Source organism: Mesorhizobium sp. 131-3-5, assembly GCF_016756575.1.
Lineage (GTDB): Bacteria > Pseudomonadota > Alphaproteobacteria > Rhizobiales > Rhizobiaceae > Mesorhizobium > Mesorhizobium jarvisii.
This window is the reverse complement of record NZ_AP023255.1, coordinates 94928-110792: the sequence shown is the minus strand read 5'-3', so window position 1 is coordinate 110792 and position 15865 is coordinate 94928. Positions and strand designations below refer to the sequence as shown.

The following is a 15865-nucleotide window of genomic DNA, read 5'->3' as shown; positions in this document are numbered from 1 at the left end:
GGCGTGTCGTCAGTCCATGTGCCGCTGCTTCTTGCGGCTGTTGGCTTGCGAGAACAGCCTCCCCATCAACTTGATAAACATCGTCACGGAATCATCGGTAAGCTTCTGGCCGAGTTTGATGACCTGCGCCACGATCAGAGCGTGCTGACGGCTGGCGTTGAAGTCGTTGGCCAGCCATGCTGGCGTGGCATTGCCTTCGTATATCATCTGATCCCAACGTCCCGAAGAAATGCGGACATGTAACGCGGGGTCGATCTCCAGCGTCGGCAGAAACGTGATCCGCTCGGTCAGTCCACCAGGTTTGACGCTCCAGGAGGCGCTTCTGACGCTCATCTCAACCAATGAAAGCGCGTTTGACTGATCGTCGGGTCGACCTCCAAACACACGTCCAACGATGCAAGCCGATCAGCTGGTATCGCTTCGATCAGTGGCCCCTCTGCCCGTCGCCGGGCAATGGCCCGCGCCGCGATCCCCATCCGCTCAATGATGTTGGCTGCCGGGAGCAGCGAATTTCGATTGCGGAACTCGGCTGCGATGACCCCAGCTATCGAAGCACCCGCGTCTGTTGTTGAGGCTTTCTCGATTGCCGACAGCAATGCGGCACGCCGATCTTCGGCTGTTGCGTTTCGCTTCTGCAAATGACCCAGGAGGTGAGCAAGGTGATTGCTGCGGGTTTCCTCACGACGAGCATACAACCTGAACATGCAAAGTTGGATCGCAAAGCCGAGCTGATTGTGTTCACGGCGCCGTAGCTGGATTTCCATCCAATCGGCCGGCGAAGGAGAATAGTGGAGGGTCAGACTGGCTTCACCGGAATGTCGAATAGCGCTTTTCGCTCGTGTTCTTTGAGAAGCGCTCGTCGGGCCACTTTCCACTCCACTCCAGAACGGTCGTGGCAAAGCCTCTGTCCAAAGCGGCGTAACGGTACAAGACGCAAATGGCGTGTCGACAGCGAACATCCGGGCGTTCACTCTCCGTTCGACCTTAGCGCGTTGTTTAGCGTACTTTCAACGTAATGCCCTCGTTTAGACTCGGAGCTGATCCTTCCCGGTCTATCACCAGGATTTGGCTCGCGACCCGGCACCGGCGGTTCGTCTTTGTGCCGCGAATCCTCCTGTGTCATCCAGGCCGCATCAACTCGGCCATCAGGCGTCTCACGACTTATGCATGCGATTCCCACTTTTTATTAGCATTCGGCGCGAACCCGTACGCTGCGCTAAACCTGCGAAAGAACCCTTGATTGTTGCCGCTAAAGCTTATTGTCCTCTTGAGCGTTCTCTGCTTCTCGTGGAAGACGCTAAATCCGCTCGTGCGTTATTGCCGGCCAGCAAAGGCTGAGGGTCGGCGGTGAGGGTGTCGAGGGGCGGCGGGCGTTCCCCTTCACTCAATGGTGCCGCCGGCGCCTGGATGATTTCCACGACGCCGCCCCCGCGATCGTAGCCGTTGTTATGATCATCGTGCATGCGCTGCGGTGTTGGGGACATGCTGATGGCTGTGCCGGAAGCACCGGAGACACGTGAACCCTCGGCAGCGGGCAGAGCGGCTTCTCTGTCGCTGCACAGGAAAGCGTAGAGTTCCTTCACGCAAATGCGGGCGTCCTTCTTGTCTTTTTGAAAGGGCGGGACGAGGGGCAACCTGATATCGGCCTTTTGGTAGGACGGACTGCGCTCTTCGTACAGCTGGTCAACCTTCTGCTCGATGTCGGCGCCTTGCAGCAGCGGCCGGCTGGTGTCCTTCTTGAGGCGCCTGCGGAGCTCTTTCAGATCGGTGTCGAGCCAGATCGACCTCGCCTTGTTAAGAATCAGGGCTTGATTGGACTCCTTGCCAAAGCAGCCTCCGCCGCTTGCGATGACGATGGACCCTCTCTCCAACTGCTTGGCGAGCTCTTTGGTCTCCAGGTCCCTGAAGTGCGCCTCGCCGCGGTTAGGGTCGGCGAACATCTCCATCAGATTGCCGTGCTCGGCGACGATACGCTTATCGATGTCGACAAACTCTACCCCCAACTCCTTGGCAAGCTGAGCGCCGATGGTCGACTTGCCGCTCGCCGGCATGCCGACGAGCACGACCGGCCGCGTACCGAGGGCCGCGAGGATCTCGCCGGCTTGCGGCGAGCGAGCGACCGCAATCTGTTGTCTTGCGACGGTGGGCGACCTGGAGGTCCCTGCCGCCCTCGACCTGCTTTCTCCTGACGAGCCCCAGTGTAATATCTCCCAGGCACCACGGGGAATGGGGACCTCCTCGCATTCGCTCTGCGCGCGCTGCGCGAGCTCGGCCTGGTAACTGGCCGGCGTATGGAACTCGACCTCGAAGCGATAGTCCTGCGCGGTTCTGAAGGCAGTGTGAACGCCCCGTAACCTCGGCGTGTCCTTCCTGATGAACCAGTTGGTGGTCTCGACCTCGCTGCAGTCCCGCTCCTCGAAGGCCAGTGCCGCCTTCCTGAAGGCGCGCGTAAAAGCCTCGTCCGGGATCTCGAAGACATGGCGCACGGCATTGGTGACAAGTTGGGCCTCCGGCGCGTTCACGCTCTGATCGGTCAACTCGTCGGCTATCCAGACCTGCCCGCGCGACCGTTGATCCAGATGCGGCACATTCACCTCGATGCCGTCCTGCCGCAAAAGCTCGGCAACCGCATGCACAGTTTCGTTAATCGCGCTTTCTTGCGCTTCGGCGGGGGCGGCTTCGAGCCTGGCGCGCTCCTGGGCCTGTTCGCTGCTCAGCGTTATCCTGCTGGCGCGGTCGTCGTCGGCCGAGATTGCTAAGGCGCTGGGCAGGATGCGCTTTTCGACGGCGAGGCTGATCGAGGCCTCCATGACCGAGGCCGCCAGCGTGGGGTTGTCCTTCAGATCTGCCAGGCTGCCATCGACGTCGAACAGGCCCTGGTGGAGCTTTGCCGCCTGCGCCTTGACATAGGGCGCCGACTTGAAGCCCGGCCTCCGCTCCAAGAGCCGCTGCAATCCGGTGGTTTTTTGCATGAACATCCGCGCACCGGTATCGGACTTGTAGGCGTCAGTGCCGACCTTGATGCCGACGCTCAACAGATTGATGGCGCTTTCATGCAGATCGTCCGGTTTGTAGCCGTCGGGCCGCGGATCAATGCGCGGCTGGTAGCGGTTGAGCAGGAAATCGATGCGCTTCCTGGCGTCAGCGGTTGCCGGATAGGATTCGCTGAGTTTCGGGATGAGCGCACCGGCGTCGGCGCTGACGGCAGGCTTCGCGCCGGTTGAGGCCACGGATAGCGCTAACTGCTGCTTGACGTCCGACTGCTCATGAGCCGGCTCGCTATTGAGCTGCAGGTTCCAGTCCTGGAGCTCGGCCACTAGCAACCCGGCCAGTTCGCAGGCCACCGGATGCCTGGCGGCCTTTCTGTCTTCCCCCGCCCTGGCGATGAGCTCATGGAGGGTCCGGCCATCTGGCCGATCTTCCTGCAACAGTGCGCGGATGTCGGCCTTGAGCTCATGATGAAATCCCTCGTAGGTGCCGAAGATGGCACGCTCGGCAAACCAGCGTTGCGCCTCCAGCGGCTGGGCCAGCAGGTCGCGCTGCAGGCAGCTGTAGGTCTCCAGCACCAGCCCGGTGGCCGACAGGATCTGCTTGGACCGGCTGAACTGGTAGCCGCCTTTCTCAATGGCCGGCGTGTGCGACTTCGGCGGCTTCATCGAGGCGATGCCGCGCGCCTGCAGCTGCGCGTCGAACTGGCGCACATGCTCGTAAAGACGAGGCTGGTCGCCGATGATGACGACCGGGTCGCCGTCAAAATCGCCGTCGAGCATTTTTTGTTCGACGCTCGGAACCGCAACCAAAGAGCCGGGCGCGAACACCTCCGTCGCCTGCAGGATGCCGACGCACTCGAGCGCGGTGTCGGCCTTGACCCGGTCCTTTTCCTTCAGCCAGCGCGAATGGCACTTTACGTCCTCGGCAGACATCACCACCCCGCGCTCGGCGAAGGCCGCTGGCCACATTTCGTCGGGCACAACGATCAAGATGCCTTTGGCAAAGAAGGTCGGGTCGTCGGCGGCAAGCCCAGCCCCCGACCTGTGCGCGACGTTGAAGCTGTATTGGAAGGCCACGCACCGATCCAGGAACGCCGCGGTCCGATCGCCATCGCGCGCCGACCTGACCCGGTCGGCGGCGAACGGGCGCAGGTTGGGCTTGTCATAGGGGGAGCGTCCGACAAGCACGCCAGCGTCACGGGTCAAGGTCTTGCTCTTGCCGGTCGGCACATGCAGGCATTCGTCGCTGGACGGCACGGCGATAGCGCCCGGACCCTCGATATGCCCGCCCGTGACCGTCCGGAACAGCTCCTCGGCGGTGAGGCTTTGATGGGTTTCGAGCCAAGCCAGAGCCTTCTCGCGGGTCTCCTGTGCCACCTCGACGCTGCGCGGATAATGTTGCAGCGCCGAGGGCGGTACCGCCGATTGCTTTTTATCGGCATAGGCAGGCATCCGCTCGGGAGCGTCGTGGCGAGCCCGGGCAATGGACGGCATGCGCTCGGCCAGTGAGGCCCTGATGAAGCCGCAGCCGTCATGCGGCCGCAAGGCGATCTCGCCGTCTCGCCCCTCTAACCGGAAGGGATGCACTGCGCCTGCGGGGCGGTCGGGCAGAAGGGACAGCTTGAAGCACCCTTCCAGCGCATAATCATGCGGGCCAATGTCGGGGATGCCCGGCGGCGCAGCAAATCCGCGGCGCTGGGTATAGTAATAGGCTTCCTTGAACGGCGCCCAGTCCCGCGACAGCTGCTCAAAGGCCGTACCCGGAGCCGTCTCGGCATAGGGGATCGCCAAAAGCTTGCCGCTTGGGGCCTCTGCGGCCGTGAAGGGCAGGTGAGAGGCAAGCTGGTTCAGGCTCTTTTGCGGCGGCTTCAGTTTGCTGCCGCCGAACAGGTCCATGCGGTAGGGCACGCCCTCCACGGTGAACGTGCGTGTCAGCATGGCGCCAGTCGGAGTTCCCTTTAGCTGCACCGCCACCACCTTCACCGAGCCCGAGGTCAAGCGGTGGAAAATGGAATATCGCAACTCGGCTTCGCTGGCCAGCGGCCGGCCTTGCATGTCGACCACCGGCAGCCGCATCAGTCCGGCATCGCCTTGCGGCGGTTTCGGCTCGTGGTCCATGGCCTGAAGGACGCCATGGACATCGAAGCTGGCGGCTGCATGCTGGGCCTGGATCATCGATGCGTTCTGCGCCATGAAGGTGTCGAGCGCTTCGAGCGGCTCCTTCGCGTCGATCTCGGCGATCACGCTCCAGCTCATGTGGGAAAGGTCGGCGTAGATGAGGGCGCGGGAACTGTCCAGGATCTGCCTGGTCTTGCCGTGCAGCTCTTCCTGCCTGGCCTGCAAGGCGCGCTCGTCGCCGTCGACATAGGGCCGCCGATAGAGCGTCTCCAGCACCGCCCGGGTCTTGAGCACCTGATAGATCGAAAGCGCCGGGCAGCGGCTTGAATTGGCGTCGCTGGTGCGCTCGGCCTGGCCTCGTTTGAGATAGGCATCGATCTTGTGTTCCACCACCGGCTGGATGGCGTTGAGCAGGTTCAGCGTCGATTTGCGGTGCCAGCGCAACACCGGCTTCGGGCTGCGAGCTAGTGGCAGCAGGGAGGCGCAAAGATTGCCCATCGTCTCGAGGTTGTTGTCGAGCTTAAACCCGGGAGCGGCACGTAACACCTCGAGCCTGTCCAGCCCCGGCTGTGCCAGCGCACCGAAATCGTCCGACAACTGCGCCTTGCCCAACGCCTTGAATATGCTCGCGATGGCATGGACATCGGCCTGCTGCAGCCGATCCTCGGCATATTGGAGGTAGTGCGCCAGCTGATGCAGCCGGTCCTTCAGCAAGGCGGGTTCCGCGACCTCGCCGGCGGTCTCTCCCTCCTCGATACCTCGCGACAGACCGTTGGCGATCCTGGCTAGCGCAGGCGTGCTGAAAGTACTGAAGCGACGGCCCTTGGAACCGAGCTCGCCGGCGATGGCAACGATCCCCTTGCGTGCTTTTTCTTCTTCCGGCCACTTGCCGAAACCGTTCACCAGATTGGCCAATTTTTGATCCGAGAATCCGTCGAGATTGCCGTCGCGGGCAACCACCGCGCCGGCGATGGCAACCGTCGCTTCACGCGTCTTCTGCTGGTCCGGCCATCTGCTGAAGCCGTTCACCAAATCGGCCAACTCTGAATCCGAGAATCCGTCGAGATTGCCGTCGCGGGCAACCACCGCGCCGGCGATGGCAACCGTCGCTTCACGCGTCTTCTGCTCGTCCGGCCATCTGCTGAAGCCGTTCACCAAATCGGCCAACTCTGAATCCGAAAATCCGTCGAGATTGCCGTCGCGGGCAACCACCGCGCCGGCGATGGCAAGCGTCTCTTCGCGCGCCTTCTGCTGGTCCGACATTGCGTCGGAGATGCGATGCGGGCCTCCTTCGCTATCAGGACGCCCTGCTTGTCCGACCAACTCTCCGGTGCTGCCCATATTCCCTCTCCGATCCAGCAAAACGCATCGCCTAAAGCCTGTGAACAACAGGGCATCATTGGTTTGAGGGCGGTCACGCGAGACTGCAACGGCATGCTTGAAAGCCGCAGCATTCACGCAGCGGCAACTGCCTCGACAACGCCGCAATGAAAAGCTTCTTCGCCACTCGATCGCTTCGACATCAGGCTGAAGCTCAAAGGGCTGAGCCCTGTACAAAGGCCCCTAAATCACTGTGAACCCTACCGCTTTACGGGGAGAATCTACGGTTTTTTCATTGCGGTACAGATTGAGCGATATCGATCAGGCAGCGTTCGAAATCCAGTTCAAAAGAGCTGTCTTCGGTTTGGCGCCGACCGAGAAATCGGCCACTTCGCCGCCCTTGAAGATCGCGAGCGCCGGAATGGAGCGCACGCCCAATTGGGCGGCGAGTTCCGGGTTTTCATCGATGTTGAGCTTGGCGACCTTGATCTTGCTTTCCATCTCGACGGAGATTTCCTCGAGGCTCGGAGCAGTCATCTTGCAGGGATCGCACCATTCGGCCCAGAAATCGACGACGACGGGTGCTGCGGATTCCAGAACTTCCGACTGGAAGTTATTTATATCGACTTTCACGGTAGCCATGGCTGCTCCTTCTCATCGGCCGCTCCAGTTTGCGCTTCCTCTACCGGAGCTGAAGTTCCGGCTTCATGTTGGACCCGACACTGATCCTGATCGGCAAGATCGAGATATTTCTCGCCCGTGACCGAGAGCAATGGGATCCGGGGGGAAGTATCTGCTTCACAAGCGGCAAAATAGCCGCCGTTATCAAGAAGCGCACTCAATCCACGTGATAGCCGAACGCTGTTTCCACTTTGACTGAGCCTCGGGTGAGATGATGTAAGTTTTCCGAGCGGCAAGTGGACCTCCGTTCAATATCGAATGCGCCGATTTGAGCGTGTCCTTTAATGAAGATCCAAAATTCATGAAGCGTCAACGTCGAAACGGGTTACACTCGTAATATGGATAGATCGGACATGCTGGACCTGGCTCGCAAGCATGGGATCTCCGAAGCGACGATCTACAATTGGAAGGCCAAATTCGGCGGCATGGACGTTTCCGAGGCGAAGCGGCTGAGGGCCTTGGAAAAGGAGAACGCGAAGCTGAAGAAGCTTCTGGCTGAGCAGATGCTCGACGCGGCCGCCCTTCGCGAGCTGCTTTCAAAAAATGTTGAACCGCCCCGTGTAAGGGTCGTTTCGATCAGGACGATGCAGTCTGCACAAATGTATCCGGCCTCTTGCAAGTGGGCCGCTGTCGCGGCCAGGCCACGATGAGATCCGCCCGTGCGGTTCCCAAATAAATGGTCGGGCTCACAACCCGCTTTTTTGCACAGGGCTTATGGCGCGCCGATCGACTGTCTCGTCCTCACTTTCACGAGCCTCGCAGTCTGGAACAAATGGGATCAGCTAGAGGCCGGATCCCGCCGTTCGTAGCTTGCGCCGGGCTTAGTCATCACTACCCATGCGATCCGCGCAATCTTGGCCGCCAAGGCGACGGTGACCTTGTTAGTGTGCATGCGTGCCTGAAGTCCATCAAGCCAGGCGCCAAGGTGATATCGCGAGCGATCAAGGTGTGTCACGCAGGAGCGGGCGCCATGGATGATCATCCGGCGCAGATATCGGTTGCCGCGCTTGCTTATTCCCAACAGCTTCGTTTCTCTCCCGTAGAGTATTCTCTGGGAACAAGACCTAAGCTGCCATATCGCGGGCCTCTTTGAACTGTCGGGCAGATCCAGCTGCTGCCAAAAGCGCCCTCGCCGCGAGTGGACCAATGCCCGGGATAGTCATTAATCGACGTGCGGTATCGCTTTGAAAGGCAATCGCCTCGCGGTTGACTTCAGCAATCCGCAGCTCCATCTGCCGCAGCTCGTCGAATGTGTAGATGCAAGAATGCGACGCATACCCGAAGCTACCCCAGAAGAGATGAACGGGGCTGACTTTGCCCAAATATGAGGCCCGGAACCTTTGGACCGCTACCGACACTGATATGAACGCCCTAAAGACCGCGCGACAGCCTCGCTGTCATAGGGCCGCTCGATCAGCGAATGCGACCAAGCTGGTGATCGACAAGGTCGAAGCTCAACTCGATCTCACCCACGCTATCCGGCACCAGGCCGGGGTGAACCCACGGGCGTTCGGGTAGAACATCGCATGCCATGAGTGGTTCACCCACGGTGTTCGCGCGAGCCGATATTTGCCAACGATCTGTGCGTAGAGCTGCAGCGCAGCGGCTGTATCGCGCCACGGCAGATATGAGACCGGTAACTTCTCTGGGGTCAGGCGGCGCGCAGGAGAGGCGGTTTGGGCTTGAATAGTGGTGGGACGTTCGGCTCTGTCTGTCGGAACGGTGCCCGCAATCGATCGCGAAGCTCGCCGTTGAGATCTGCCGTGCGGACCTGCATGAGCATGTGAGCGCCGTGAAGCGACCATCGCATCTGCTGTTTCTTGACCATCCGCTTGCCGACGAGTGAATTCACTGCTGACTCAGCCAAGGTCGTGGCGACGCGAAGCCCGGCTCGGTAGCGCTTGCCATAGTTGATGATCGCACCGCGGTTCGAACGGATATAGGTCAGGAGCTGGGAGCCGAGGCTGTGAAGACGGGCGATCGAGAACTCGCCGTCTCCTTGCGAAGCCTTCAGTCTCGCCAGGAATTGCCCCAGGTCGCGGATCGCGCGATCAACCCGCCCATGCCACAGACGCCACTTCACCGCTTTGATGTCCCGGTCGATGGTGGGAAGCGCTTCAGAGAGACCGGACCGGGATCGCACGATGTGATCGGCGATCTGCTGCATCGGCTGGATCTTCATGGCGATGTGGAACCAGTCGATGATGTGGGCCGTCGGCTTCGGCATGGCGCGGGGTAGCCGCTTCAGGATTTCGGCGCCGTCCGAAATCACCGTCACATCGCCAAAGCCGCGGTAACCTCCTTCCCGAAGGGCACGAAGGGCGCGATCCCGCATTGCCCGTTGGTCAGTGCTGCTGGTCGCGAAATAGCGATCGCCACCTTCGCCCCGCCCGCCGCGGCCGCATCGGGCCACAACGAGCTCGAAGTTGCGCGCTGAATTGGAATCGGCGCTGCGAACATGGGCCGTATCGATGCTGATGACGAACTCTTTGCGGCGATCGCCGGGAAGCTGCATTTCAAGCTGGCGTCGTTCGCCCGTTTGCGCCCTTGCGTGCAATTCTTCCTCAGCAACCTGATCGTCGAGCCGTTCGCCAATCCTGATGGTTCGCTTGCGCACGGTGGCATGCGTCTCGGTCGGCTCAACAGGTAGGAATTCGGCAAGCACATCCGCCGCCCGTCGGTACGGCATCATGCTCCCCAGCCGCGCCGTCAGTTCCATCAGCTCGGATGTCGCTCGATCGGGGCAGATCTCCTTCAGCGGCGCGAAGGCAATGACCATGCCCGGGTAACAATTTCGGCACATCATCCAGCGAGGATTGCGCACCTCCACGGTGCCGAAGACGGTCCGGATCTGGCGCGTCGTGTAGTCCTTGACCGGCCGAAACCTGTGGCAATCCGGGCAGACCCGACGAAAAAGGGAATACGTCTCCGCCTCGTGGTTCACAACCGCGCTCTGCAGCGCCGTCATGATCGTCTTGCCGTCCTCGATCGACAGGCCGAGGTCGCCGTCAAACAGACGTTCCAAGCTCTTGCCGATGCGGACCGCGTTCCGGCAAACGTCACCGAACTCGTTCCTGCCCTCGATCGTGATCGTCCATTCTACCGCCATCGCTTTCCCTCCGAACAAAGCGACGCTGATGGACTACGCAGGCCTAATAAACCGTATTCGACCCCAGAGAAATTACCGGTCTCTTTGTATTCCTGGACACATCCTCAAATTCGGCTACAGCATTACCTTTGGGCCACAAACCAATTCCTCAGTCGACATCGAGTGCCCGAGACAAGCTAGATGCTCAGGCAGACGTATTTGAGCTCGGTATAGTCATCCAGTCCGTATTTTGACCCTTCTCGTCCTAGGCCAGATTGCTTGATTCCCCCAAACGGCGCGACCTCCGTCGAGATCAACCCTGTGTTGACGCCGACCATGCCGTATTCAAGCGCCTCTGCCACCCGGAAGATCTTTGAGACATCCTTTGAGAAGAAGTATGAAGCGAGACCGAATTCGGTGTTATTCGCGAGTGCGATGACGTCTTCTTCCGTCTCGAACTTGAACAATGGTGCGACGGGGCCGAAGGTTTCCTCGGCGGAGACAAGCATGTCGGTGGTCACGCCTGTCAGGATAGTAGGCGCAAAGAACAGGCCGCCCTGACTGGCGGCCTGGCCGCCGATCGCCACCGTCGCTCCTTTGGCGACAGCGTCCGCGACATGTTCCTGCACCTTTTTCAGCGCGTTCGCGTCAATCAGTGGGCCAGTCGTCACGCCTTCCCCGAAGCCATCGCCGACCTTCATGTGCCGAACGCGCTCAGTTAGCTTACTGGCGAAGGTGTCATAGACACCGGATTGCACATAGAGGCGGTTGGCGCAGACGCAAGTCTGGCCCGAATTGCGATATTTAGAAACCATGGCGCCTTCAACAGCCGCATCAAGGTCTGCATCGTCAAAAACGATGAACGGCGCATTGCCACCAAGTTCAAGGCCAAGTTTCAAGATCTGCTCGGCACCCTGCCGCATAAGGATCTTGCCGACATTCGTCGATCCAGTGAAGGTCAGCTTTCTCACCTTGTGGTTCGAGCACAGTTCCTGGCCAACACTTGCAGAATCGGTGGACGTCAAAACCGAGAATAGCCCCAATGGGAGACCGGCTCGCTCGGCTAGTGCAGCCAATGCAAGCGCTGACAATGGAGTTTGGGCTGCAGGTTTTGCCACCATGCTGCAGCCCGCAGCCAACGCCGGGGCCATCTTTCGTGCCAGCATCGCATTTGGAAAATTCCAGGGCGTGATCGCGCCGACCACCCCAATTGGTTGTTTGATCACCAGGATGCGCTTATCGGCTAGATGGCCGGGAATGGTATCGCCGTAGATCCGCTTGGCTTCTTCGCCGAACCATTCCACATAGGATGCCCCATAAAGGATCTCACCTCTAGCCTCCGACCACGGCTTGCCCATCTCCATCGTCAGGATCGTTGCCAAGTCGTCGGCATTTGCGACCATCAGGTCGCAGAGTTTCCGCAATATGGCCGCACGCTCCTTGCCGGTCCGCTTGGCCCAGGTTTTCTGAGCAACATATGCGGAATCAACAGCAGTTATGACCTCCTGCCTACCTACGTTCGGCAAGGTGGCGATAACTTCCCCCGTCGACGGATTGGTCACATCGAAGGTGGCGCCACTTGAACTTGCCGAAACCCATTCGACGCCGACGAGAGCCTTGTCAATTGCAAGCGATGAATCCTTGAGCCGTGCGACTAGAATCGTGGAAATCGCCATGGATCCTTCCCTCTCCTCTTTCAAACGTTGCCAGCCGTGCAACGAGCCGCCAACGCCTCGCGGCCTTTTAGGATTTCGATTAGCTGCGGGCCGCTTGGCGAAGAAGCTCGGTTTCTCTCCAATCGATCTGCATTAGCGAGTTGATTGCCACGGCATAGATTTCGCGTGCACTTCTTATGCTTACTAAGCCGTCCTCGACATCTCGAAGAACTTTTTCTGGCGTTCTATCTTGCGGCTTTCCCCATCCGCCGCCGGCTGAAGAGGAAATCGAGACGTTGAGTGGAGGCATATCGATGACCCCGTACCTGGGTGTATTGAGTCGGTTGTCCTTTGTGTCGGATACTGTGACATCGGCCTTTGCGCCGGTGAGGCCTCCTGTGATGCCAAACCCACTTGGGCTACCGCTTCCCTCCCCGCGGAACGAATATTCCGCGCTATCAAAGACCTTCACCCGGTAATCGATCCCAGTTCCGCCGCGATACTCGCCTGCGCCTGCTGCGTCGCATCGCATTTCCTGTTGTTCGACCCTAATCGGATACTTGCGCTCGAAGACCTCGACATTTGGTATCCGCATGCCGCCGAGAGTGATAACTGTTCCGAGAGACGGGAAACCGTCGCGTCCTTGAACGGCGCCGGTCCCCGGATAGGCGTGCATATGGTACATTACGTAGGTCTTGCCCTCCGAATCGACCCCCGAGGAAATGCAATGCGCGGCCTTTCCCCAACCAGCGCAGGCGCGCGGGGGGTCGACCTCCGCCAAAGCCTTCCAGATGGCATAGATGATTTCCGTGGCCGGGTAGACGGTGTTCGAGGTCATCGGCGCCGGATAACGCGCGTTAACGACGCTTCCTTCGGGCGCGACGATCGTCACCGGGCGAAACGCTCCGGCGTTTCTCGCGATCGACACGTCGAGATAGGAGAATAGAGCGACGTAGACGGCGGAGTAAGTGTTGGCGAGCGAACTGTTCTTGAACCCTCTTATCTGATCGGCACTACCTGTAAAATCCACCACGACAGTGTCGTGCTTAACCTCGACGCGGACCCGCACCGGAATGTTCCGATCCTGGAAGCAATCGGTGTCGGAGCTGTCTTCACCCACATAGATTCCATCCGGCAAGGCGGCGATCGCTGCCCGCATACGCCGTTCCGCGTATTCCAGAATAGCACCGAAGGCTGTCTCGACCGGTTCTAGCCCGAATTCTCTCGTCAACGCCTCGATGCGGCGCGCGCCGATCTTGGTCGATCCGATCATCGCACGGACATCGCCGTCGATAAGGTGCGGGCACCTGGAGTTCAATTTCAGTAGCCTCCACAGATCTGCCCGCATTCTTCCCCGCTCGATGAGCTTGAGAACCGGCAGTCTTATGCCTTCGTGGAAGATTTCAGTGGCAGCGGCATTGTAGGTGCCAGCGGCCCCGCCGCCGATGTCAGACTGGTGAGCGCGATTGCAGGTAAATGCGAGTAGTTTGTCCCCGACGAAGACCGGATTGATGATCGTCCAGTCTGGAAGGTGATTACCCCCGGCGTCGTAGGGATCGCTGAGGATAAACACATCACCGTCAGCAATATCGTCCGCGAAGTCGCGAAGCACGGCCTCGACGGCAAAACCGCCGCCGCCCGTGTGGATAGGGATGCCATCGGCGACCGAAACGAGCCGCCCAGCAGCGTCAGAAATGAAGCACGAAAAATCGTGGGACTCGCTAAAAATCGGGCTGCGGGCGGTCCGCTCCATTACCCAGCCCATCTGTTGAGAGATGTGGTCGAGTTGGTTCTGCAGCAAGGTGGTTAAAATAGCGTCAGACATTATCGGCTCCTGCAGGCGCCTTGCCGATGAAAATTCGATAGTTCCCGTGAACGTCAACTTGGATCTCGTCACCTGGGCCGATTAGGATCGTGGTAGTAATCTCCTCGACGATCGCCGGACCATGGAAATAGTGTCCTGGCTTGAGATCGTTACCCTGAAGGATGGGCATATTGATGAGTCTGCCAGACCCGTCTCCGACAACGGCCGGACGGCGGTCAGCCACAGGTGCCGGGCATTTTTGACCTGCCGCTTCAGCATCGACCGAAAGGGACGGGAGCCGGCCGATCGCGGAAAGGCGAATGTTCACGATCTCGATGTTCGCTCCCGGCTGCGAGGAGCCGTAAAGCTTTTCATGTTCCTCGTCGAACCGTTGGCGCAGCTTGGAGGGATCGAGACTATCGACCTTAAGGGTAATTGGCCATTGCTGACCGGCATATCGAAGATCGATTTTATTGTCGAATCGCATTTCATCGCGGCGGAAGCCATCCGCCTCAAGCTTTGCAATTCCATCGCGCTCCAATTCGACGAACCCGGCTTCCAGCGCGGCCGCGGTTGCCGGACGAAGAACATTTCCCACCGACCGAAGTAAATCGTGGCGCACATCCGCATTGCACATGCCGAGTGCACAGAACACGCCGGCCAGCCGCGGCACGAATGCTTCACGCATTCCCAGACGTCGAGCGACTTCGGCGACGTGTAGCGCGCCAGCGCCGCCGGCACCAACCAAGACGAACTTTGCCGGATCAAGCCCCCGCTCCAAGCTTACCTTTTCAACCGAATGGCGGATCTTCTGCTCTACCAAGCGGATGATCGCGTTGGCGCCGTCCGTGGTAGATACGCCGAGCGGAGATGCGACATCCCGATCGATCGCTGCGTTCGCGAGATCGCGGTCCAAGCTAAGCTTACCGTTTGCATAACTCCCCGCGCGAAGCCGGCCGAGCGCAAGCTGGGAGTCGGTGGTCGTGGCGCGCGTACCGCCAAGCCCGTAGCACGCCGGTCCTGGCCGAGCGCCGGCGCCTTCCGGCCCAGCATATAGGAGTCCCCCCGCGTCGACCCCACATATTGTCCCTCCGCCGGTCGCAATCGTGTGGATCTCCACGCTTGGGAGAGAAATCAGTGTATCGCCGACCTTGATTGAGTCCGTTTCAGCGACCTCATCATTGCTTACCACCGTGACATCGCAGCTAGTCCCACCGATCTCGATCGAAATAAGATGGCTCACGCCCAGTGCCTTGCCATAGAGGCGAAGCGAGGCGAGACCCGCGGCGGGGCCCGAGAGCGCCAAGGCCGCCGGCCGGTCCCCAATCTGATCCAGCGAGATTGCGCCGCCGTTGCTCTGGATGAGAAGGAGTTCTCTCGCGAGGCCTTTCTTGAGGAGCTCACCCCTGAGTTCGTTGAGATAAGGCAATACGCGCGGCCCAACGTAGGCGTTGGCGACGGTCGTCGATACTCGCTCGTATTCTCCGATGATCGGAGCGAGCTCTGACGACGAAGTCACGTATACTCCCGGCAGTTCTTCGGCCAAGATCGCGGCGCATCGCTGCTCGTGCGCGGGATTGGCATATGAGTGCAGGAGGCAGATTGCAACCGCCTCGACGGCTTCGGCTTTAAAGCGCGCGGCGGCAGTTCGCACCGACTGTTCATCGAGTTTGGTGACGATTTCCCCTGTCGCGGACACGCGCTCTATAACCGGCTGCCGTAGTTTGCGCCGAACCAATACGTCCCCCCACGGCGTGCGATGATCCCACATCATCTCGCGATAGCCACGCCTTATCTCTAGCGTGTCTCGAAAACCCAAGGTTGTCAGCAGACCGACATTTGCACCTTTGCGCTCAAGCAGGATATTTGTTGCGACGGTCGTGCCGTGGATAAAATGCGAACATCCGCTGAGAAGATCGAAAACCGACAAATCGAGGAACGCAGCGGCGCCTTCGACAGCCCGGATGACGCCAACGGCTGGGTTGCTCGGCTCCGAAGGAGATTTGTACGGCACCACCTTGTCGTTCGCGTCGATCAATACAAAGTCCGTGAACGTGCCCCCGACGTCGATCCCGATCCGCCAAGGGGATTTGAGGTTGGACTTGACAGTAGTGTCGCTCATAGTACCTCTGAGATGCAAAAGTCTTCGAGAACATCGGCGAGGGGCCGTTCGTACCGCTATGCCCGGCCCTGCCGTCGGCTGAGGTTC

At 59.9% G+C, this 15865-nt stretch carries 7 protein-coding genes and 3 pseudogenes; 1 reads left to right on the top strand and 9 read right to left on the bottom strand.

Annotated features, from left to right (window positions below; all coding sequences use genetic code 11):
- Positions 1–12: 12 nt before the first annotated feature.
- The 3 genes and pseudogenes from JG747_RS33035 to trxA form a co-directional block, all read right to left on the bottom strand.
- Positions 13–868 (bottom strand): annotated as a pseudogene (locus JG747_RS33035) (DUF4158 domain-containing protein); the annotation flags it as partial.
- Positions 869–1256: 388 nt separating this feature from the next.
- A complete protein-coding gene (locus tag JG747_RS33030) occupies positions 1257–6449 on the bottom strand; it encodes a shikimate kinase (RefSeq protein ID WP_199201456.1) in 5193 nt (1730 codons plus the stop codon).
- A 300-nt stretch (positions 6450–6749) separates the two neighbouring features.
- A complete protein-coding gene (trxA, locus tag JG747_RS33025) occupies positions 6750–7070 on the bottom strand; it encodes a thioredoxin (RefSeq protein WP_199201455.1) in 321 nt (106 codons plus the stop codon).
- A gap of 398 nt (positions 7071–7468) precedes the next feature.
- On the opposite strand from trxA, the pseudogene JG747_RS33020 reads away from it, so the two are divergent.
- A pseudogene (locus tag JG747_RS33020) lies at positions 7469–7675 on the top strand (transposase); the annotation flags it as partial.
- A 212-nt stretch (positions 7676–7887) separates the two neighbouring features.
- Here the strand turns inward: JG747_RS33020 and JG747_RS33015 are convergent.
- From JG747_RS33015 to JG747_RS32995, 6 genes and pseudogenes are all read right to left on the bottom strand, one after another.
- A pseudogene (locus JG747_RS33015) lies at positions 7888–8359 on the bottom strand (transposase); the annotation flags it as partial.
- A gap of 204 nt (positions 8360–8563) precedes the next feature.
- Complete coding sequence (locus tag JG747_RS37275; protein ID WP_244748509.1) at positions 8564–8689, bottom strand: DUF5996 family protein; 126 nt, start codon at positions 8687–8689, stop codon at positions 8564–8566.
- 71 nt (positions 8690–8760) lie between these two features.
- Entirely contained in the window at positions 8761–10218 is a 1458-nt protein-coding gene (locus tag JG747_RS33010; protein ID WP_244748487.1) for an ISKra4 family transposase, read from the bottom strand.
- A 176-nt stretch (positions 10219–10394) separates the two neighbouring features.
- Complete coding sequence (locus tag JG747_RS33005; RefSeq protein ID WP_199201452.1) at positions 10395–11873, bottom strand: NAD-dependent succinate-semialdehyde dehydrogenase; 1479 nt, start codon at positions 11871–11873, stop codon at positions 10395–10397.
- Between the two features lie 79 nt (positions 11874–11952).
- A complete protein-coding gene (locus tag JG747_RS33000; RefSeq protein WP_199201451.1) occupies positions 11953–13677 on the bottom strand; it encodes a hydantoinase B/oxoprolinase family protein in 1725 nt (574 codons plus the stop codon).
- On the bottom strand, positions 13670–15778 hold the full coding sequence (locus JG747_RS32995; protein WP_199201450.1) for a hydantoinase/oxoprolinase family protein: 2109 nt from the start codon (positions 15776–15778) through the stop codon (positions 13670–13672). The genes JG747_RS33000 and JG747_RS32995 overlap by 8 nt, the downstream gene beginning before the upstream one ends.
- Between the last annotated feature and the right edge of the window lie 87 nt (positions 15779–15865).

What these genes read in the sequence shown, in the direction of transcription:
- JG747_RS33030 (WP_199201456.1), bottom strand. Translation starts at nt 6,449, where the DNA reads ATGGGCAGCACCGGAGAGTTGGTCGGACAAGCAGGGCGTCCTGATAGC.
- trxA (WP_199201455.1), bottom strand. Translation starts at nt 7,070, where the DNA reads ATGGCTACCGTGAAAGTCGATATAAATAACTTCCAGTCGGAAGTTCTG.
- JG747_RS33010 (WP_244748487.1), bottom strand. Translation starts at nt 10,218, where the DNA reads ATGGCGGTAGAATGGACGATCACGATCGAGGGCAGGAACGAGTTCGGT.
- JG747_RS33005 (WP_199201452.1), bottom strand. Translation starts at nt 11,873, where the DNA reads ATGGCGATTTCCACGATTCTAGTCGCACGGCTCAAGGATTCATCGCTT.
- JG747_RS33000 (WP_199201451.1), bottom strand. Translation starts at nt 13,677, where the DNA reads ATGTCTGACGCTATTTTAACCACCTTGCTGCAGAACCAACTCGACCAC.
- JG747_RS32995 (WP_199201450.1), bottom strand. Translation starts at nt 15,778, where the DNA reads ATGAGCGACACTACTGTCAAGTCCAACCTCAAATCCCCTTGGCGGATC.